Here is a 17,539-nt window from a genome sequence, read left to right on the forward strand (position 1 = left end):
GCGTGCTGTATTTAGGGTAAAATTAATCCCTTGATATATTTGGTCGCAAAATATATGAACTAAGTCAACACCCTTATTATGGTGTTTTTTTTATTTTACGGAGTACAAACATGAGTTTAACAATCAATGCAACAAAACGCGAAGATCAAGGTAAAGGTGCGAGCCGCCGCCTACGTCGCGCTGAACAGATCCCTGCAATTATCTATGGTGCTGGCAAAGCTCCAAGCAACATTACCCTAGGTATTCACGAAATTACACACCTATTAGAAAAAGAAGAGTCGTACACTTCTGTTCTAGATCTAATGGTTGGCAAGAAAAAAGAGGCAGTGATCATTAAAGACTTACAGCGTCATCCTGCAAAAAATATTGTAACTCATGTTGACTTTTTGCGTGTTAACTTAAAACAAGCGCTTGTTACCAATATTCCTCTACACTTTCTTGGTGCTGATGAAAATGAAAGCATCCGTCTTGGTGCTATCCTGAATCAATTTGTTACTTCTGTTGAAGTATCATGTTTACCAGCTGACCTACCGACTTCAATTGACGTAGACATCACTAACTTAACATTAGGTGATCACATTAGTCTAACTGGTCTGAACATCCCTAAAGGTGTTACCTTAACAGCGCTAACACATGGTGATATTGAAGCGCACGACCAAAGTGTTGTAGCGGTTCAAGAAGCTAAAAAGATGGCTGAAGTTCAAGATGATGCACCAGTCGCGCCTGAGACTGAAGTGGCTGGCGATGAAGCTAATGCTGACAACGCAGAAGGCGACGAGTAATCTCTAATTAAAGAATTATGGCCATTAAACTGATTGTTGGCCTGGGGAATCCAGGCAAAGACTATCAGTCACATCGTCATAATGTTGGGTTTTGGTTTTGTGATACGCTGGCCAATTTATACTCAGCTACCTTTAAAAAAGAAGCAAAATTTTTCGGCGATGTGGCACAAGTCACTATTGCTGGTGCCAGTGTTCGCCTATTAAAACCTACCACATTCATGAACAGGTCGGGCCAGTCGATTCAAGCTCTAGCAAAGTTCTATCAACTCGAAGCTGATGAGATACTAGTCGTACATGATGAGCTCGATTTAGAGGTTGGCACGGCCAAGCTCAAGGCAGAGGGTGGACATGGCGGACATAATGGCTTGCGTGACACTATTAAAGCCTTAGGCACGAAGAGCTTTTATCGACTTCGCCTAGGCATTGGTCATCCTGGCAATAAACTGCAGGTGGCTGATTATGTTCTGCATGCACCCAATAAAATCGAACTAGAAAATATTCAAAATGCCATGATAGATGCGCTGCAAATCATGGAAGAGGTCGTTAAAGGCAATATAGATCAAGCCATGAAACACTTACATACAAAATAATAAGCGCGATTCTTTAGTCTAATAGGAGAAAAAAATGGGATTTAAATGTGGTATTGTTGGGCTGCCTAATGTTGGGAAATCAACCCTATTTAATGCATTAACCCAGGCTGGTATTGCATCAGAAAACTATCCTTTTTGTACCATCGAGCCTAATGTAGGCATCGTGCCAATTAATGACAAGCGCCTAACTCAATTGGCTGATATCGTTAGCCCTGAAAAAATATTGCCAACAACTATGGAATTTGTTGATATTGCCGGGCTGGTTGAGGGCGCCTCTAAAGGCGAGGGACTAGGAAACCAGTTTTTAACCAATATTCGCGAAACAGATGCGATTGTCCACGTGGTTCGTTGTTTTGAAGACGAGGATATTATTCATGTTTCTGGCAAAATATCCCCTTTGGACGATATTGAAATTATCAATACAGAGCTTATTCTAGCTGATTTGGATGTAGTTGAAAAATTATTACAAAAAGCCGTTAAAAATACCAAGTCTGGGCAAAAAGATGGCCTACCTCTAAGAGAGATTTTAGAAAAAATTCTACCCACACTTGAAGCTGGAAAAAGCGCACGAAGTCTCGATTTTGACGAAGAAGAATTAAAACTACTACGCGGCTTTCAATTGCTTACGATTAAGCCAGTATTGTATATGGCCAACGTCAGTGAAGATGGTTTTGAAAACAATCCTCATTTGGATGCAGTTAGAAAATTTGCAGAATCTGAAAATGCACAAGTTGTGCCTATTTGCGCAGATATTGAAGCCGAAATTTCAGAGCTAGACGCAGATGAGAAACAAGACTTCCTAGATGAAATGGGTCAAACAGAATCCGGCCTTGATCGCCTAATCAGTGCAGGATATACGCTACTGGGTTTGCAAACCTATTTCACTGCTGGCGTTCAGGAAGTGCGCGCCTGGACTATTAATATTGGTGATAGCGCACCACAAGCAGCAGGGAAGATTCACGGCGACTTTGAGAAGGGCTTTATTCGAGCAGAAACTATTGCTTTTGACGATTTTGTAGAATTTGGCGGCGAAAAAGGCGCCAAAGAGGCAGGGAAGCTCCGCTCTGAAGGCAAGGAATATATCGTTCAAGATGGCGATGTGGTACACTTCTTATTTAATGTTTAACCGAAACACTTAAGGTTTATTTACACATGATGAAATCCAAAAAAGACACTAAACTCTTATTAATTTTAGACGGTTGGGGACACTCCGAAGTCACAGAGAATAATGCGATTGCACAAGCTAAAACACCCGTTTGGGATAGGTTTAATCAGGACTTTCAGCACTCACTCATATTAACCAGTGGCGAGCAGGTTGGCCTACCCGGCGAGCAAATGGGCAACTCTGAAGTAGGCCATCTAAACCTGGGCGCAGGTCGCGTGGTCAAGCAAGATTTTACCCGTATTCACAATGAAATAAAAAACGGTGATTTCTTTAGAAATCCAACACTTAGAAATTCCCTTGAGTATGCCAACGATAACAACAAGGCTGTCCATATCATGGGCCTATTGTCTGATGGTGGCGTACATTCTCATGAAGAGCAAATTCATAGCATGCTGGAAATGACGCAAAAATACGGCTGTCAAGATGTCTATTTACACATATTTACTGATGGTAGAGATTGCGCCCAAAAGAGTGCCAAACAATATATTCAAAAACTAGAAGATAAAATCAGTGAACTGGGCGTTGGTGAGATTGCCAGTATTATTGGCCGCTACTTTTCTATGGATAGAGATAATCGCTGGTCACGTATACGCTGTGCTTATGAACTTATTTCCAAGGGCAAATCAAAATTCTTGGCAAAAACCGCCCTAGATGCCATCGATCAAGCTTACGAGCGCGGTGAAACCGATGAATTTATTCAATCAACTGTTATTAATGCGCCAACCAAGATTAACGAGGGCGATGTTCTTATTTTTATGAACTATCGAGCAGATCGCGCTCGTCAAATTACCCAAGCTTTTACCGATGAAAATTTCCAAGGGTTTTCACGTGGAACCTTTGTATCTGGCCAGTTTGTTTGCCTAACTGAGTATAAAAAAGACTTCAATCTGCCTGTTGCCTACCCTTCTTCCAAGCTTAATAACGTACTTGGGGAATATTTGGCTGACCTAGGTATGACACAGCTTAGAATTGCCGAAACCGAAAAATACGCGCATGTTACCTTCTTTTTAAACGGCGGCATAGAGCGACCATTTAATGGCGAAGACCGTGTCTTGATCCCTTCTCCTGAAGTGGCAACTTACGATCTGAAACCAGAAATGAGTGCCTTTGAGCTAACCGATGAGCTGGTTGAAAATATTGAAAGTCAAAAATATAATTTAATTATCTGCAACTTTGCCAATACTGACATGGTTGGACACTCTGGAAAGCTTGATGCGGCTATCAAATCTGTGGAGGCGGTGGACGCCTGCCTAGGTATTATTTATCAAGCCATTAAAACCATTAATGGCGAAATGTTAATTACAGCAGATCATGGCAATGTGGAGCAAATGGTCAATCCAAAAACTCAAGAGGTGCATACTGCCCATACAAACAATCCTGTTCCGTTAGTTTTTGTCAGCCCTAGAAAAGCGACAATAGCCGAGCCTTGCCAAGGCGCTTTGTCAGATATTGCGCCTACTTTACTCGCTATGATGGATGTTGATAAGCCTAGCGAAATGACTGGCGAAAGCTTGCTAACTTTTAAGTAAAATATACGACATATTATTAAAATAATTTAGGAGAAAAACATGAAACAAGAAAATTTTATTGCACCCTCGATTCTAGCGGCAGACTTTGCCAGACTAGGTGAAGAAGTTGACAATGTACTGCGTGATGGTGCTGATATTGTTCACTTTGATGTCATGGACAACCACTACGTACCAAACTTAACAATTGGTCCATTGGTGTGTGAAGCGCTTAGAAACCATGGTGTGACTGCGCCGATTGATGTTCACTTAATGGTTAAGCCAGTTGATAGATTGATTCCTGATTTTGTCGCAGCCGGCGCCTCTTACATCACCTTTCATCCTGAAGCGTCTGAACATATTGACAGAACCCTGGGCATGATTCAAGAAAGTGGCTGTAAAGCAGGTTTAGTATTCAACCCAGCAACACCACTACATGTCTTAGAAAATGTGATGGATAAACTAGATATGATTTTACTGATGTCTGTAAACCCAGGCTTTGGCGGACAGTCTTTTATTCCTCATACACTAGAAAAATGTCGCCAAGTGCGCAAACTCATCGATGCAAGTGGCAAAGACATTCGCTTAGAAATTGATGGCGGTGTTAAGGTTGATAACATTCGTGAAGTCGCAGAAGCTGGCGCAGATACGTTTGTAGCTGGATCAGCTATCTTTAATACAGATGATTACAAGGTGACAATTGATGCCATGCGTGCAGAGCTTGCCAAGGCAAAATAGTCAATGCTTGTTAGCGTCTAAGTGCTTGATACATCAGTGCTAATTCGGTATAATTACTTTTTTTAAGATTTTACTTGGGCATTATAAGTTCTAAGAAAAAATCTAAAGTTGAGTTAGGCGCTTGTAAATCAAGCGCCTAACTCGTTTTAATGTATCACACAGCTCGACATAGTAATCAGGGTGCTCTCAAAAAATAGGGTTGATTATTAGAAGCTGTGGAAGGGAGTGTTATAAAAAAACACTCTACCAACCCCCCGGAGAAATAAAAATGGCAAAAACGTCAATGAAAAAAATGCTTGAAGCAGGTGTTCACTTTGGTCACCGCTCACGCTTCTGGCATCCAAAAATGGATCAATACATCTACGGTACTCGTAATGGTGTTCATATCATCAACCTAGAAAAAACCTTACCAATGTTTAATGATGTGCTTAACTTTGCATCAAAAACAGCGGCGGCTGGCGGATCAATTCTATTTGTGGGTACCAAGCGTGCTGCAAGCGACATCATGAAAGAAGAAGCAATGCGTTGTGGAATGCCTTATGTTAATCATCGCTGGTTAGGTGGCATGATGACAAACTACAAAACTATTAAAGCATCTATTAAGCGCTTAAAAGATCTTGAATTTTTAGCAGAAGAAAACTTCTCACAATTTGGCAAGAAAGAAGCGTTAATGATGACTCGTGAAATGGACAAATTAGAGCGTAGCCTTGGTGGCATTAAAGACCTTGGCGGCATTCCTGATGTTGTATTTATCATCGATATTGGTCATGAAAAAAATGCGATTGCAGAATCTAAAAAATTAGGCCTTCCAATTATTGGTATCGTAGACACAAACCATAATCCAGAAGGTATTGATTACGTTGTGCCTGGCAACGATGACTCTATCAGAGCCATTGGTTACTACGCACGAGAAATTGCTAATGCAGTACTAGAAGCAAAAGCTGCTGCGGGTACGCACACTAAAACTGCTGTTAAAAAGAAAGCGCCAGCTAAAAAAGTAGAAGCGCCAGCTGCAACTGAGACAAAAGCTAAAGTAGAGAAAAAAGTAGAAGCTAAAGTAGAGGCGCCAAAAGTTGAAGCAGCTAAAACTGATCTGAATGGCATGCTAAAAGCAGAACTAGTAGCACTTGCTAAAGAAAAAGGTGTTGAAATCGCTAGCAAGGATACCAAAGCAGACATTATTGCAAAGCTTGGTTAATTCATAAACTATTGTCTCTTCACCATCGGTGTAGAGACATGATATATAGGAGATAATTATGGCAATTACAGCTGCCTTAGTTAAAGATCTAAGAGAAAGAACTGGTGCAGGCATGATGGACTGCAAAAAAGCCTTGAATGAAACTAATGGCGACATGGAGGCTGCAATCGATTTAATGCGTACATCTGGTGCAGCAAAAGCTGCCAAGAAATCAGGACGTGTTGCTGCTGAAGGCCTTGTTAAAGTAAATATCAGCGATGACAAAAAAACGGCAACTATTTTAGAAGTAAACTCAGAAACTGACTTTGTTACTAAAGGTGATGATTTTATCGGCTTTGTTGATACATTAGGTGCATTAGCACTCAAAACAACGCCTGCTAATATTGAAGAGTTTATGACTCAGACATTAGAAAACGGCGATTCTCTTGAGAAATCTCGTGAAGATATTGTTGCTAAAGTTGGTGAAAATGTTTCAATCAGACGCGTTGAAACCATTACGGTTGACTCAGGTGTCATTGGTGCCTACAAGCACGGCGAGCGTATTGCGGTCTTATCAGTCTTAGAAGGTGGTGATGAAGCACTGGCGAAGGACGTTGCTATGCATGTAGCAGCAACACGCCCTGAGTGTGTGTCAGAAGATCAGCTTGACCCTGAATTACTGGAAAGAGAAAAGGCTATTTTTGTTGAACAAGCCCGCGAATCTGGCAAGCCAGACAACATCATTGAAAAGATGATTGGCGGCCGCATGAAGAAGTTTGTTAACGAAGTAACTCTTTATGGACAAGCATTCGTTAAAGATCCAGACACAACGGTTGGTGCGCTTGCAAAAGCAAACAATGCTAAAGTCATCTCATTTGTCCGCTATGAAGTTGGCGAAGGTATTGAGAAGAAAGAAGAAAACTTTGCAGATGAAGTAGCCGCTCAAATGAAAGGTTAATACCCAACATTTAGTGATTAAAAGGCGCCTTTGGCGCCTTTTTTATTGCTTCAAATAAGGCGCAATTTTTCATCCAAACATTGGCTAGTATTGCACGCTTGCACAATCAGCTCTTGATGATACTGGCGCCTAATCAATCTTTGTAATTGCGCCAGCTCTTCATCACTCATCAAACTCGGGTGCCTGGTAATACGCAATTGCTGATCAACACCCGACTCTAATAACAGCTCCAAAGATTGCCAAGCCCTCTGCGCTGAGTGTGGCGTTTGTGTTACAAGGTCATAATGCAAAGGCAGGTGCTTGATATCAAAACCCACCCAATCAACCAACGGCAAGCAACGCCTAAGGCGTTGTGGGTAAGCGCCTCCTGTATGTAGGCCCACCTTAAACCCTAATTCCTTAACTTGCGTTATCGCCTGCAATAAGTCGCTTTGCAAGCAAGGCTCTCCACCACTAAATACAACCGCATCCAGTAGCCCTTGCCTTGCCTTGATAAATTTAAGAATATCATCCCAGTCAAATGCTGTGGGTTTGTTGGCAGCAATTAAATCATGATTATGGCAATATCCACATCGCCAAGGGCAGCCCTGTGTAAACACAACACAAGACAAATTATCTGGATAATCAATCGTTGTTAACGGCTCAAAGCCACCAACATGGATAGCCATACTATCTGTCTGCCGACTCTTTAAAGTTGACGCGCTCCGCATGCTCAGATTGCTTGCCCGGGTTAAAACTAGTCACCGGCCGGTGATAGCCCATAACCCGCGTCCACACTTCGCACACTTGTCTTTCACTATTGGTTAACAACACTTCTTGCTCTTTCATGGTTTTCTCCTTGGTTTTTTAATTTTTTATTGGCCAATAGTGTTTCATCACACTTTGGGCAGTATTCGTGTTCACCGCTCAGGTAGCCGTGTTTAGGGCAAATCGAAAAAGTTGGGGTAATGGTAATATAAGGAAGTCGAAAATTCATTAATGAGCGCTTCACCATTTTCATGCAGGCTTCGCCACTACTAATTCTTTCACCCATATATAAGTGCAGCACGGTACCACCGGTATATTTTCCCTGCAGTTCGTCTTGTTTTTCTAATGCCTCAAAAGGGTCTGAGGTATAGCCAACTGGCAGTTGGGATGAGTTAGTGTAATAAGGCTTATCGGCCTCACCCGCCTGTAGAATATCCGGGTAACGCTTCTGATCTTCTTTGGCAAAACGGTATGTTGTACCTTCTGCTGGTGTCGCTTCTAAGTTAAACATATGTCCTGTTTGCTCTTGAAACTCAACCATACGCATACGAATATGGTCTAAAAATTCAACAGCCATTGGATAGCCTCCCGCAGAAGTAATATCCTCTTGGTCGTTGCTAAAATTACGGATCATCTCATTAATACCATTAACGCCAATGGTTGAGAAATGATTTCTTAATGTTCCTAGATATCTTTTGGTATAAGGAAATAAGCCGTTATCCATCAATTTCTGCACCACTTTTCGTTTAACTTCCAAAGAGTCCTTGGCCATAAGCAACAATTTATCCAGCTGCTCATATAAGCCTTTTGTATTATTCTTATAAAGATAGCCCAAGCGTGCGCAATTAATGGTCACCACACCCAAAGATCCGGTTTGTTCTGCTGATCCAAATAGGCCGTTACCACGCTTTAACAACTCATTCAAATCAAGTTGCAAGCGACAACACATCGACCTCACCATATTAGGCTTGAGGTCAGAATTTAAAAAATTCTGGAAATAAGGCAGGCCATATTTAGCGGTCATATCAAATAAACGCTTGGCATTTTCACTTTCCCAAGGGAAATCCGGAGTCATGTTATAAGTAGGTATTGGAAAGGTAAATACGCGACCTTTAGCATCGCCTTCCGTCATCACCTCAATATAAGCTTGGTTAATCATATCCATTTCTACTTGCAGATCACCATAAGTAAATGGCATTTCTTCGTCGCCCATCATCGGCACTTGGTCGCGCAGGTCCTCAGGACAAACCCAATCAAAGGTCAGGTTAGTAAAAGGCGTTTGCGTCCCCCAGCGAGAGGGGACATTTAGATTATAAATCAACTCCTGAATACTCTGCTTAACCTCGTTATATCCTAAATCATCCAAACGAATATACGGCGCCAAATACGTATCAAACGAGCTAAATGCTTGAGCACCAGCCCATTCGTTTTGTAGCGTACCCAAAAAGTTAACCATTTGTCCTACCGCACTACTTAAATGCTTTGGCGGGCCCGCCTCAATACGCCCTTCAACCCCATTCAACCCTTCTCTTAATAAAGTTCGCAACGACCAACCCGCACAATAACCTGCCAGCATATCCAGGTCATGGATATGCAAATCCCCTTGACGATGTGCATGACCAACTTCAGGCGCATAAACATGGCTTAACCAGTAATTTGCGATAACCTTGCCTGATACATTCAATATTAACCCGCCCAGAGAATACCCCTGATTGGCATTGGCATTAACACGCCAATCTGCTCTATCTAAATACTCATTGATGGATGATGCAACATCGACCAAGGTCTTTGTATCATCTCTAAGGGTTTTATGTTGTTGGCGATAAGCGATGTAAATTCTAGCTGTCTTAATAAAATTTGAAGCGATTAACGCTTGCTCTACAATATCTTGAATGCGCTCAATACTTGGATTGTTATTGTTCTGGTGATCTAAAACCTGTAGCACCTGCTCGGTTAATAATTCTGCTTGAGCGTCACCCAACTCTTCACTAACCTGGCCCGATCTAACAATGGCTAAATAAATTTTCCTGGCATCAAATAAAGCGCTGCTGCCGTTTCTTTTGATAACGCCCTGTGGCATATTGGTATGCGTTGTGTCCATATTACTCCCCCGATTCATATTAATAAAAAACTATTTTTTAAGATATTAACTACATCTAGTGTTTGAATATTATAAAACAACTACATATAGTGTTATATTGACGCAAATCAATAAACCAAAATTATTTTTATTGTTTGATTTTGGTCAATCAAAATCTAGCCACTTCGTCCTATAATAAAAAACAATCAAACCCATTAAATTGCCTTATGAGCTTTATTCGTCCGCCTATTTTTTTACCTATAGCAACGCTCACGCAAGTCAGCAAAACGATCAATAACAAAATAATCGTCAGCCTGTTTAACCAAATATTTTCACAAGCAATTAAAACAGGAGATTTAGATTTCTTAGAAGGTCGTTGGGTTCTAATTGAGATTCTAGACATGGGGCTAACATTCAATCTAGGGTTTAATAATCAGCGACTGATACAAGCTCAACAAAACCAAGTGTTTGATTTAACTATTAGCGCCCGTAGTTGTGACTTCCTCGACCTTATGAGTAAAAATAAAGATCCAGACACCTTGTTTTTTCAACGAAAAATCAATATGCAAGGTTCAACTGAACTGGGGCTTTATGTAAAAAACTTTCTCGATGCTTTTGATGTTGAGGTACATTGGGCTAGCGCTGGCGTCGACAAAATACTGCAAAACACTTATCCAATACTCAGCAAACTTTTATGCCGTAAATCTTAAGTATCACTCTCGAGCATGAAGCCGAACACCGTCGATGCAATGCACGACTTAATCAAAGAGATACAAAAGACTCTGCCTATGGATAAGATCAAAGCAGACTTCTGTTCTGACACTTGTTCGGGCTGCTCACTCAAACTCATCACCTTTCTATCGACTGAAATTGAACATTGGCAATTTCAGCTCAACCAAGGCATTATTCCCAATTTTTCTGATTTAAATAAATTGGCAAAAATGGCCAAAAAAATTCAAGCAGTATTATTAAAAAATCACCTTATTTAGCTTGATTTTGGTCAATGACATTGGCTGTCGACCCGATTACACTGACATTTTTTTCACAATAAACGCCATGCAGCTTGCCAAACAGACTCTTTCAGTAACTTCTCCTTTTGCCCTAGACAATGAAGATCTTTACCAACGCTGGAGAGATAAAAAATCCTTTGCTTATCCCAATAGAATCTCTGAGCTATTTATCGAGGTTAAAAACCCAAAACAGCTTAGTAAGGGCGAACATGCTGCCATTTTGGCGTTAACTCAAAAAACCAATATGGCGATCTATATTGGCAATACTGGCAACAACCCTTCTGTCGAAATTCCCATCGCGATAGCCAACCAATTTGGCCTCAAACAAATCAACAAAAATTGGCTGGCTGACGATACAGGTCTCACCTCTCTCAAAGTAGCCAATGATGATATTAGAAAAAAATACATTCCTTATACCAACAAACTCATTCATTGGCATACAGATGGCTATTACAACACCCCTGATCAACAAATTCATGCGTTGAACTTACACGTTGTTCAGCAAGCTGCCAGCGGCGGTGAAAATCAGCTGATGGATCATGAAATTGCTTATTTATTATTACGCGAAAAAAATCCTGATTATATTCGTGCATTAATGGCAAACGATGTTATGACCATTCCTGCAGGCACCAATGCAGATGGTAGTGCCAGACCTGATCGCTCCGGACCTGTATTTAGTATCAGTAGTCGGGGAAATTTACACATGCGCTACACGGCAAGAACTAAAAATATACGCTGGTCTAGTACACCCCTTGTTAAAGAGGCGCTTGAATTTCTGCAACAAATTCTCAATCGTCAACACTCGTCCTATGTCTTTAAAGGCTTGCTAGAGCCGGGCATGGGTTTAATCAGTAACAATGTATTACACGATAGGGCGGCCTTTACAGAAGACGCCCAACACCAGCGCCATTACTATCGGGCACGATATTTTGACCGCCTAGCAAACACCGACTTTAAAGGGTAGCTGCTAACCTCTTAAAATTGGTTGTTGCAACTCAACACCACTCATGCCCGGTTTATCAAACCAATAGCCGTCACACTGCTGATATGCACTAAAAGGCTGTAGCAACCCTAATGCCTGATGAATGCTAATATTTTGGGCAATTCTATCCTTAAAAATTTGGATAATTTCTGCCGTATTGGTAAACTGAGGGCTAATTCTTACAACATCTACACCCATATCCTGCATTTGATCCATCTGGGAAATAAGATTAAAAGTATTGGCTGACAACGTCTGGATACCGTTCATCATCAGAAAAGACTGCTGCTCTTGAGTGGTCAATAATAGCCCGTCTTCATGCATCAAACACTTATACTGACAATCATCCTTATCAAGATCATAAGCTCTAGCGGTGAAGCACCGCGCCGAAAATGCCAACGGCATTTGACCAAAAACAAACACCTCAGTTTGCAACTCTGGGCTTATCCCTGCCATCATTTGTTGCAAAGCCTCTTGAGATAACTCAAGCGGAAAGCACCAACGCACAAGGCCTTTTTTTGCCAACAGATTAAGACTTGGTGCATTATATAAATTAACACTGGGCCCCGTCACAAATGGCATATTTTGTTTACTTCTTAAACCAATAGCGGCATAGTCATTCGCCTCTATCAAATAATCTTCTTGCTGGCAAATACGCCCCAGTTGCTTGAGCTCAGAGTCAGCCTCTAATAAAGTGAGTGTTGAAAATACTACCTCTTTACCTGCATCACGCAATTGGTTAGCAATCATCAACCAGTCATTTATTTTAAGTTGTCTACGCTTAGAACAAACCACCTCTCCCAAATAAACAATATCAACCGGGGTTTTGGCAATCGCCTTGTAAAAATCAAAAACTTTTTGTCTGTCCCAATAATAATAAATAGGTCCTAATGAAATCTTCATTGCCAACTCCGGTGATAGGCGCCCAACGTGGTTTGAAAGCCTTCAGATATGTCGCTAAGCGCCTGATTCCATTCAGATTTAGTCTGATAGTTGCCTGTTTCTAGCTGCTGAATTGCCGCCGACCATGTCTGGGCGACAGTTTTAATGTAAGCACTAGATCGCTGCCGACCCTCAATCTTAATGGCTTTAACGCCAATCTCTTGCAGCGTGGGTAGAATCTCCAACGTATTTAAACTAGTTGGCTCTTCAAGTGCATAATAAGTGTTGTTCATAGATTCAAATCGACCTTTACACAAAGTCGGGTAACCTGCAGGCTCGTGCTTTTCATAGGCATCTATCAACACACCGCCCAGTCTGGTTTCTAGCTTAATATCGTTCTCAATATATTCAACATGGGAGGCTGGCGAACAAGCCCCATAAGTATTAGGCGAGCGCCCAGTTGCATAAGAAGAAAGAATGCACCGGCCCTCTACCATGACACACAAAGAGCCAAATCCAAAGACTTCTATGTCTACAGGCGAAGAATCAATAACTTTCTTGACTTGCGCCACAGATAAAACCCGAGGCAGCACAGCACGCTTAATATTAAAATTTTGATAATAAAAATCAAGCGCCTCATAGCTAGTAGCCGAACCCTGTACTGATAAATGTAGGTTTAAATCTGGATATACTCGAGCGGCATATTCCATCAGTCCAATATCGGCCAAAATAATAGCATCCGCCCCTATTCTAGCAGCACGATCAATGGCGTCTATCCAGCGTTGCCAAATATTTGGCTGTGGATAGGTATTAATTGCCACGTATACCTTTTTACCGCGTGCATGAGCATAATCAACCCCCTGTGCAGCACGCTGTTCATTAAAGTTGAGGCCCGCAAAATGACGAGCATTGGTATCATCTGCAAAGCCAATATAAACCGTATCGGCGCCTTGATCAATGGCCACTTTAAGTGCCGGTAAATTACCCGCAGGACAAACTAATTCCATCTAATTTTCTCCTGATTTTGTGCCTTAAGTTCTGCCTCAATAGCATTTAAAACCGCCCACTTTTTATGACACCATGCGGGTGCCAACAATTGTTGCTTATTGGCTGTGCCCGTGAGTCGGTGATACACGATCGACTTTGGCGCCATGCGTATCAATGCCACAACGGCTTTTACATAGTACGCCATTGTCATAGGCTGATACTCGCCTCTGCGCCATTCATTGGCAAGCTGGGTACCTTTAACCACATGTAGTGGATGGAATTTTAGCCCATCAACTCCCAATGCCAACACACGCTCTAGTGTGGTTTTAAAATGACTTTCATCTTCACCAGGCAATCCAAGAATTAGATGCGTACAAACTCGAATGCCTTTGGCTCGGGCTGCCAGCAAAGTTTTTTTATATGCTTCAAACCCATGGCCTCGATTAATGCGCGCCAAGGTTTCATCAAAGGCTGATTGCAGGCCTAGCTCAAGCCAAATGTCATAGCCCTGATTTTGATAATCAACCAATAAATCAATCACTTCATCGGAGACGCAATCAGGTCGAGTGCCAATAGACAAGCCGATCACATCTTGTTCAGATAGTGCTCGACCATACAGATCTCTTAAGGTTTTTAGGTCTGCAAAGGTGTTAGTATAAGCCTGAAAATACGCAATATATTTCTTAGCACCGGTACGCTTAAGCAACACTTCACGGCCATTTTGAATTTGCACTAAGATTGGATCTGGCTGTCGCCCATTCGGGCTAAAGGTTGCATTATTACAAAACGTGCAGCCGCCTATACCGATAGAGCCGTCCCGATTAGGACAACTAAGTCCCGCATCAATAGCCACCTTATGTACACGCTCTTGGTAAGTTCTTAACAAGGATTGCCCTAAAGTGTTTACATAATCAGACAGCAACCTAACCCTCGCAATAACTAAAGCTTGTATTGTAAAAGTGAATGGCATTTGATGGATTGACGTAAATCAACTATCTGACTTTTTATTAGACGAAAAAAAACCACTCAAAAGAGTGGCTTTTTAACTAAAAGCGCGAGAGCTAGCTCAGGCGCTTAACGTGAGTGCTAATTACTTAGCAGCTGTTTCACGTGAGTCTGCAGCAGCGTTACCTTTAGCATCTGCGTAACCTTTAGCGTATGCATCAGCTTGAGCCTTAGCAAAAGCGTCAGCTTGACCTTTAGCGTATGCATCAGCAACACCTTTAGCGTTAGCGTCAGCAACACCAGCAAACTTACCGTCTGTAGTAGCGTTAGATTTGTTAGCAGTCTTATTCTTGTTGTTGTAATGGAAACCCCAATCAGAATCGTTGTTCATGTCATTGCTGTTAGCAAAAGGACCGAAGTTTTGAGCGCCATTGAAAGGACCCATGTTTGAACCACCGTTGAAAGGACCCATGTTCTGGCCGCCAGTAAATGGACCCATGTTAGAACCTGAGTTCATAGGACCGAAGTTAGAACCACCGTCGAAAGGACCCCAGTTTGACATGCCGTTACCGTTAGTCCAACCGTTGTTGTTGTTGTTACCAAAAAAAGCTGAAGCTGAAGTAGCTGCTACTAAAGTAGTAATTGCGATAATTTTTTTCATGTTAATCTCCTAGATTATTATGTAGTTATAACATCTTCATTATTGATGATGTTTAAAGTGCTGAACTCGTGTTCTGCATGGGGAGTATTATATAACATATATATTAGAAGTCAATGATATTCTTATACTTTTTTTAAAAAACCCTATAATTCCTTGATATAACAGGATTTTATTCGATAAAAAAATATTAGAAAAAATGAAAATCACCGCCAAATAAACACTAAAAACCTTCAAAAAACCCAAAAAAAGGGGCTTTTCTTAAAAATTTAGGGTTTTTATCAGGCAAATATGGCCCAATTAATAAAATATAGCAGATTTTGCTAATGCGCCTTTTAGCATTGTATTTTTTGTCAGAAACAAAAAAACCGCTAATAATAGCGGTTTTAATAAAAATTCCTATTGTTATTATCTATTGATCGCTGCCAACTCGCGGCGTCGAAGCAGCGGCAGGCGACAGACCATTGTAAACACCATTCGTTAAGCGGGAACCATCACCATAACGATTCAGTTGCTCTCTAACTGCCTTTTCAATATCTTCAGACTGCGTTTGTATACGCTGATAACCCTCATTAAAGTTGACCGGCATCTCATTCACAAAAAATGTTTTACTGCCCGAACCTTTAATCTGCTCTAGGGTTCTACTAAAATCAGTCTCTTGCAGCCAATTGCTTGGTTGAATCTGATTAGGCATAACCCTCATGGCGTTATTAGGCTGAAACTCGGGATTTTGACGATAGCTTTTAAGCGAATTTGGGCGCGCACCATAACGACTCATGTTTCTAGCGTCGTTAGCCGGAGAGTACTGCACACCTGTTGACATAGGATTCCAGTTCGAACCATTGCTCCAAGGGGTGGTGCTGGTATAACCGGTACCATTTCCAAACGGTGAAAAACTATTGGTATCGAAAAATGCAACAGCATTAAGTGAGGTGACACCAAGGATGCTCAATATAAGGCTTATCTTTCTCATTATCTTCTAAAGAATTGATTAAAGTATATTATTATACCATAATATAGAATAAATGCCAAATTCTCTCTAGAAGGTGTGGCTCAGCTTGGTGAAAATTCGATCGTTTTCTTGGTAGCTATCGATCATTGGATTGTCTCCGCCGATATAATCGATCACGCCACCACTAACAGATATTTGATCATCAATGGCATAATCAAGTGTGATTCTAGCCGAACCCCCATCTTGGGCCGAGTCACCCATTGCACTAAGTATAACGCTTAAATCTAGGGTTTGATTAAAATACGCCTGATTAAAACGAATGACCTGCTGATATTCTTCTTCACGCTTATAGCCATTGAGCGCACTATTAATCGTGGCCACATAATCATGAATTTTTCTCAGCGCGATTTCATAACCAATTGAGCCATCAGTAATGCCGTTATATTCTATACCCAACAACACGTCAGTTCTAGCGCTATCAACCGTGGTGTTTGCATCGGTATTGTATTTAATTTGGTCAAAATGTGCTGCCTCGGCCTTGAGCAAAAAGCTATCAACAACCTGGTTGTAAGCAGCGCCCACCATTTTGGACTTATTATCATAATAAAGTGTATCGCCTTTTAAATAGGCTTTATCAATATAAGTATCGGCAAAATACAGCCCCATATCGTAGCCTTCGAAGGCGCCAGTTAGGCTTAGTGCTACGCCGGCATTGTCTAGCTGGTCGTCTGGCGTATGGGTTGGTTTATCAGCCGCGGACTTAAAGTCTGAGTATTGGGCAGGGTTTTCTGTGAATCGATTTTCATGCAAGGCGATGGCTGAAAAATTATACTCATCGACATAATAATCCAGCTTGCTCATGGTTCTACCTAGGCGTAGATTTTTAATATCGACCAAACCAGGTATGCGATTATCCAAAGGATTTAAAACATCAGTAATACGGATAGAGTCTGACTTGCCCCAAACCACAATCTGCCTGCCCACTTTAAAATCAAGCTTCGAGTTTAGACTGCCTTCTAGCGTTAGCTCATTTAGATTAATCTCATTTTCATAGCCACTGGGGGTTGCGGTGTAATTACTACCGTCAAGATCATAGATGAAATCATGCGCGCCTTTAAGGTTGCCCTTAATGTTGTTGCCATTGTCCAGCTTATATTCACCAATCACATCCACCCATGACTTAAGTAGCGATAAATCCTGATCATTATCTATATTGTAATGTGCCTCTAGATCAATTGAGCCATATAACACACCTTTGGCTGCTGGGGTATTATCAATAGCTATCGTGACAATGTCAGTGTCAAAACCGTCGTCGTCAAAGCCGTCTTCAGCACCAACCATTAGTGAGGTGGCCAATAGGAGGCCAGCGATCAAGCTTTTCATT

The 17,539-nt window shown here is 41.4% G+C and carries 18 protein-coding genes and 1 pseudogene; 10 read left to right on the forward strand and 9 right to left on the reverse strand.

Annotated features, from left to right (window positions below; genetic code table 11):
- Window positions 1-110: 110 nt before the first annotated feature.
- From SP60_RS03905 to tsf, 7 genes and pseudogenes are all read left to right on the forward strand, one after another.
- On the forward strand, window positions 111-782 hold the full coding sequence (locus SP60_RS03905; protein ID WP_053951380.1) for a 50S ribosomal protein L25/general stress protein Ctc: 672 nt from the start codon (window positions 111-113) through the stop codon (window positions 780-782).
- Window positions 783-799: 17 nt separating this feature from the next.
- A complete protein-coding gene (gene pth / locus SP60_RS03910; RefSeq protein WP_053951381.1) occupies window positions 800-1,372 on the forward strand; it encodes an aminoacyl-tRNA hydrolase in 573 nt (190 codons plus the stop codon).
- A 34-nt stretch (window positions 1,373-1,406) separates the two neighbouring features.
- The gene (ychF, locus tag SP60_RS03915) at window positions 1,407-2,498 is read left to right on the forward strand and encodes a redox-regulated ATPase YchF (RefSeq protein WP_053951382.1); all 1,092 of its coding nucleotides are present in this window, start codon (window positions 1,407-1,409) and stop codon (window positions 2,496-2,498) included.
- A gap of 29 nt (window positions 2,499-2,527) precedes the next feature.
- The gene (gene gpmI, locus SP60_RS03920) at window positions 2,528-4,066 is read left to right on the forward strand and encodes a 2,3-bisphosphoglycerate-independent phosphoglycerate mutase (protein ID WP_053951383.1); all 1,539 of its coding nucleotides are present in this window, start codon (window positions 2,528-2,530) and stop codon (window positions 4,064-4,066) included.
- A gap of 39 nt (window positions 4,067-4,105) precedes the next feature.
- The gene (gene rpe / locus SP60_RS03925; protein ID WP_053951384.1) at window positions 4,106-4,780 is read left to right on the forward strand and encodes a ribulose-phosphate 3-epimerase; all 675 of its coding nucleotides are present in this window, start codon (window positions 4,106-4,108) and stop codon (window positions 4,778-4,780) included.
- 268 nt (window positions 4,781-5,048) lie between these two features.
- Window positions 5,049-5,810, forward strand: a pseudogene (gene rpsB / locus SP60_RS03930) (30S ribosomal protein S2); the annotation flags it as partial.
- Between the two features lie 226 nt (window positions 5,811-6,036).
- Window positions 6,037-6,915, forward strand: coding sequence for a translation elongation factor Ts (gene tsf, locus SP60_RS03935; RefSeq protein ID WP_053951386.1), 879 nt, complete (start codon window positions 6,037-6,039; stop codon window positions 6,913-6,915).
- Window positions 6,916-6,965: 50 nt separating this feature from the next.
- Here tsf and SP60_RS03940 read toward each other — a convergent pair whose 3' ends face one another.
- From SP60_RS03940 to SP60_RS03950, 3 genes are read right to left on the reverse strand one after another with little or no spacing between them, the layout of a single operon-like run.
- The gene (locus SP60_RS03940; protein WP_053951387.1) at window positions 6,966-7,583 is read right to left on the reverse strand and encodes an anaerobic ribonucleoside-triphosphate reductase activating protein; all 618 of its coding nucleotides are present in this window, start codon (window positions 7,581-7,583) and stop codon (window positions 6,966-6,968) included.
- Window position 7,584: 1 nt separating this feature from the next.
- Window positions 7,585-7,728: an anaerobic ribonucleoside-triphosphate reductase gene (gene nrdD, locus SP60_RS08475; RefSeq protein ID WP_250635865.1), complete on the reverse strand. Its 144-nt coding sequence runs from the start codon at window positions 7,726-7,728 to the stop codon at window positions 7,585-7,587.
- Window positions 7,712-9,763, reverse strand: a complete 2,052-nt coding sequence (locus tag SP60_RS03950) for a ribonucleoside triphosphate reductase (RefSeq protein WP_053951389.1) — start codon at window positions 9,761-9,763, stop codon at window positions 7,712-7,714. Before SP60_RS03950 ends, nrdD begins: the two co-directional genes overlap by 17 nt.
- A gap of 206 nt (window positions 9,764-9,969) precedes the next feature.
- Between SP60_RS03950 and ubiT the strand changes: the two genes are divergently transcribed.
- The 3 genes from ubiT (at window position 9,970) to SP60_RS03965 (ending at window position 11,716) form a co-directional block, all read left to right on the forward strand.
- A complete protein-coding gene (gene ubiT, locus SP60_RS03955; RefSeq protein ID WP_144418585.1) occupies window positions 9,970-10,452 on the forward strand; it encodes a ubiquinone anaerobic biosynthesis accessory factor UbiT in 483 nt (160 codons plus the stop codon).
- Window positions 10,453-10,467: 15 nt separating this feature from the next.
- Window positions 10,468-10,731, forward strand: coding sequence for a hypothetical protein (locus SP60_RS03960; protein WP_053951391.1), 264 nt, complete (start codon window positions 10,468-10,470; stop codon window positions 10,729-10,731).
- A 67-nt stretch (window positions 10,732-10,798) separates the two neighbouring features.
- Window positions 10,799-11,716 carry a TauD/TfdA family dioxygenase gene (locus tag SP60_RS03965; protein ID WP_053952215.1) on the forward strand — a complete coding sequence of 306 codons (918 nt, stop codon included), beginning with the start codon at window positions 10,799-10,801 and terminating at the stop codon, window positions 11,714-11,716.
- Window positions 11,717-11,719: 3 nt separating this feature from the next.
- Here SP60_RS03965 and SP60_RS03970 read toward each other — a convergent pair whose 3' ends face one another.
- The 6 genes from SP60_RS03970 to SP60_RS03995 form a co-directional block, all read right to left on the reverse strand.
- Entirely contained in the window at window positions 11,720-12,634 is a 915-nt protein-coding gene (locus SP60_RS03970) for a U32 family peptidase (protein ID WP_053951392.1), read from the reverse strand.
- Window positions 12,631-13,620 (reverse strand): ubiquinone anaerobic biosynthesis protein UbiU, encoded by a 990-nt coding sequence (gene ubiU / locus SP60_RS03975; protein WP_053951393.1) that lies wholly within the window; start codon window positions 13,618-13,620, stop codon window positions 12,631-12,633. The genes SP60_RS03970 and ubiU overlap by 4 nt, the downstream gene beginning before the upstream one ends.
- Window positions 13,611-14,570: a tRNA modification radical SAM protein MnmL/YtqA gene (gene mnmL / locus SP60_RS03980; protein ID WP_082319638.1), complete on the reverse strand. Its 960-nt coding sequence runs from the start codon at window positions 14,568-14,570 to the stop codon at window positions 13,611-13,613. Before mnmL ends, ubiU begins: the two co-directional genes overlap by 10 nt.
- Window positions 14,571-14,690: 120 nt before the next feature.
- Complete coding sequence (locus SP60_RS03985) at window positions 14,691-15,206, reverse strand: hypothetical protein (protein WP_053951394.1); 516 nt, start codon at window positions 15,204-15,206, stop codon at window positions 14,691-14,693.
- Window positions 15,207-15,615: 409 nt separating this feature from the next.
- Window positions 15,616-16,176: a hypothetical protein gene (locus tag SP60_RS03990; RefSeq protein ID WP_053951395.1), complete on the reverse strand. Its 561-nt coding sequence runs from the start codon at window positions 16,174-16,176 to the stop codon at window positions 15,616-15,618.
- 66 nt (window positions 16,177-16,242) lie between these two features.
- Complete coding sequence (locus tag SP60_RS03995) at window positions 16,243-17,538, reverse strand: DUF1302 family protein (protein ID WP_053951396.1); 1,296 nt, start codon at window positions 17,536-17,538, stop codon at window positions 16,243-16,245.
- Window position 17,539: the final 1 nt, after the last annotated feature.

Origin of the sequence: Candidatus Thioglobus autotrophicus, assembly GCF_001293165.1 — a bacterium.
GTDB lineage: Bacteria > Pseudomonadota > Gammaproteobacteria > PS1 > Pseudothioglobaceae > Thioglobus_A > Thioglobus_A autotrophicus.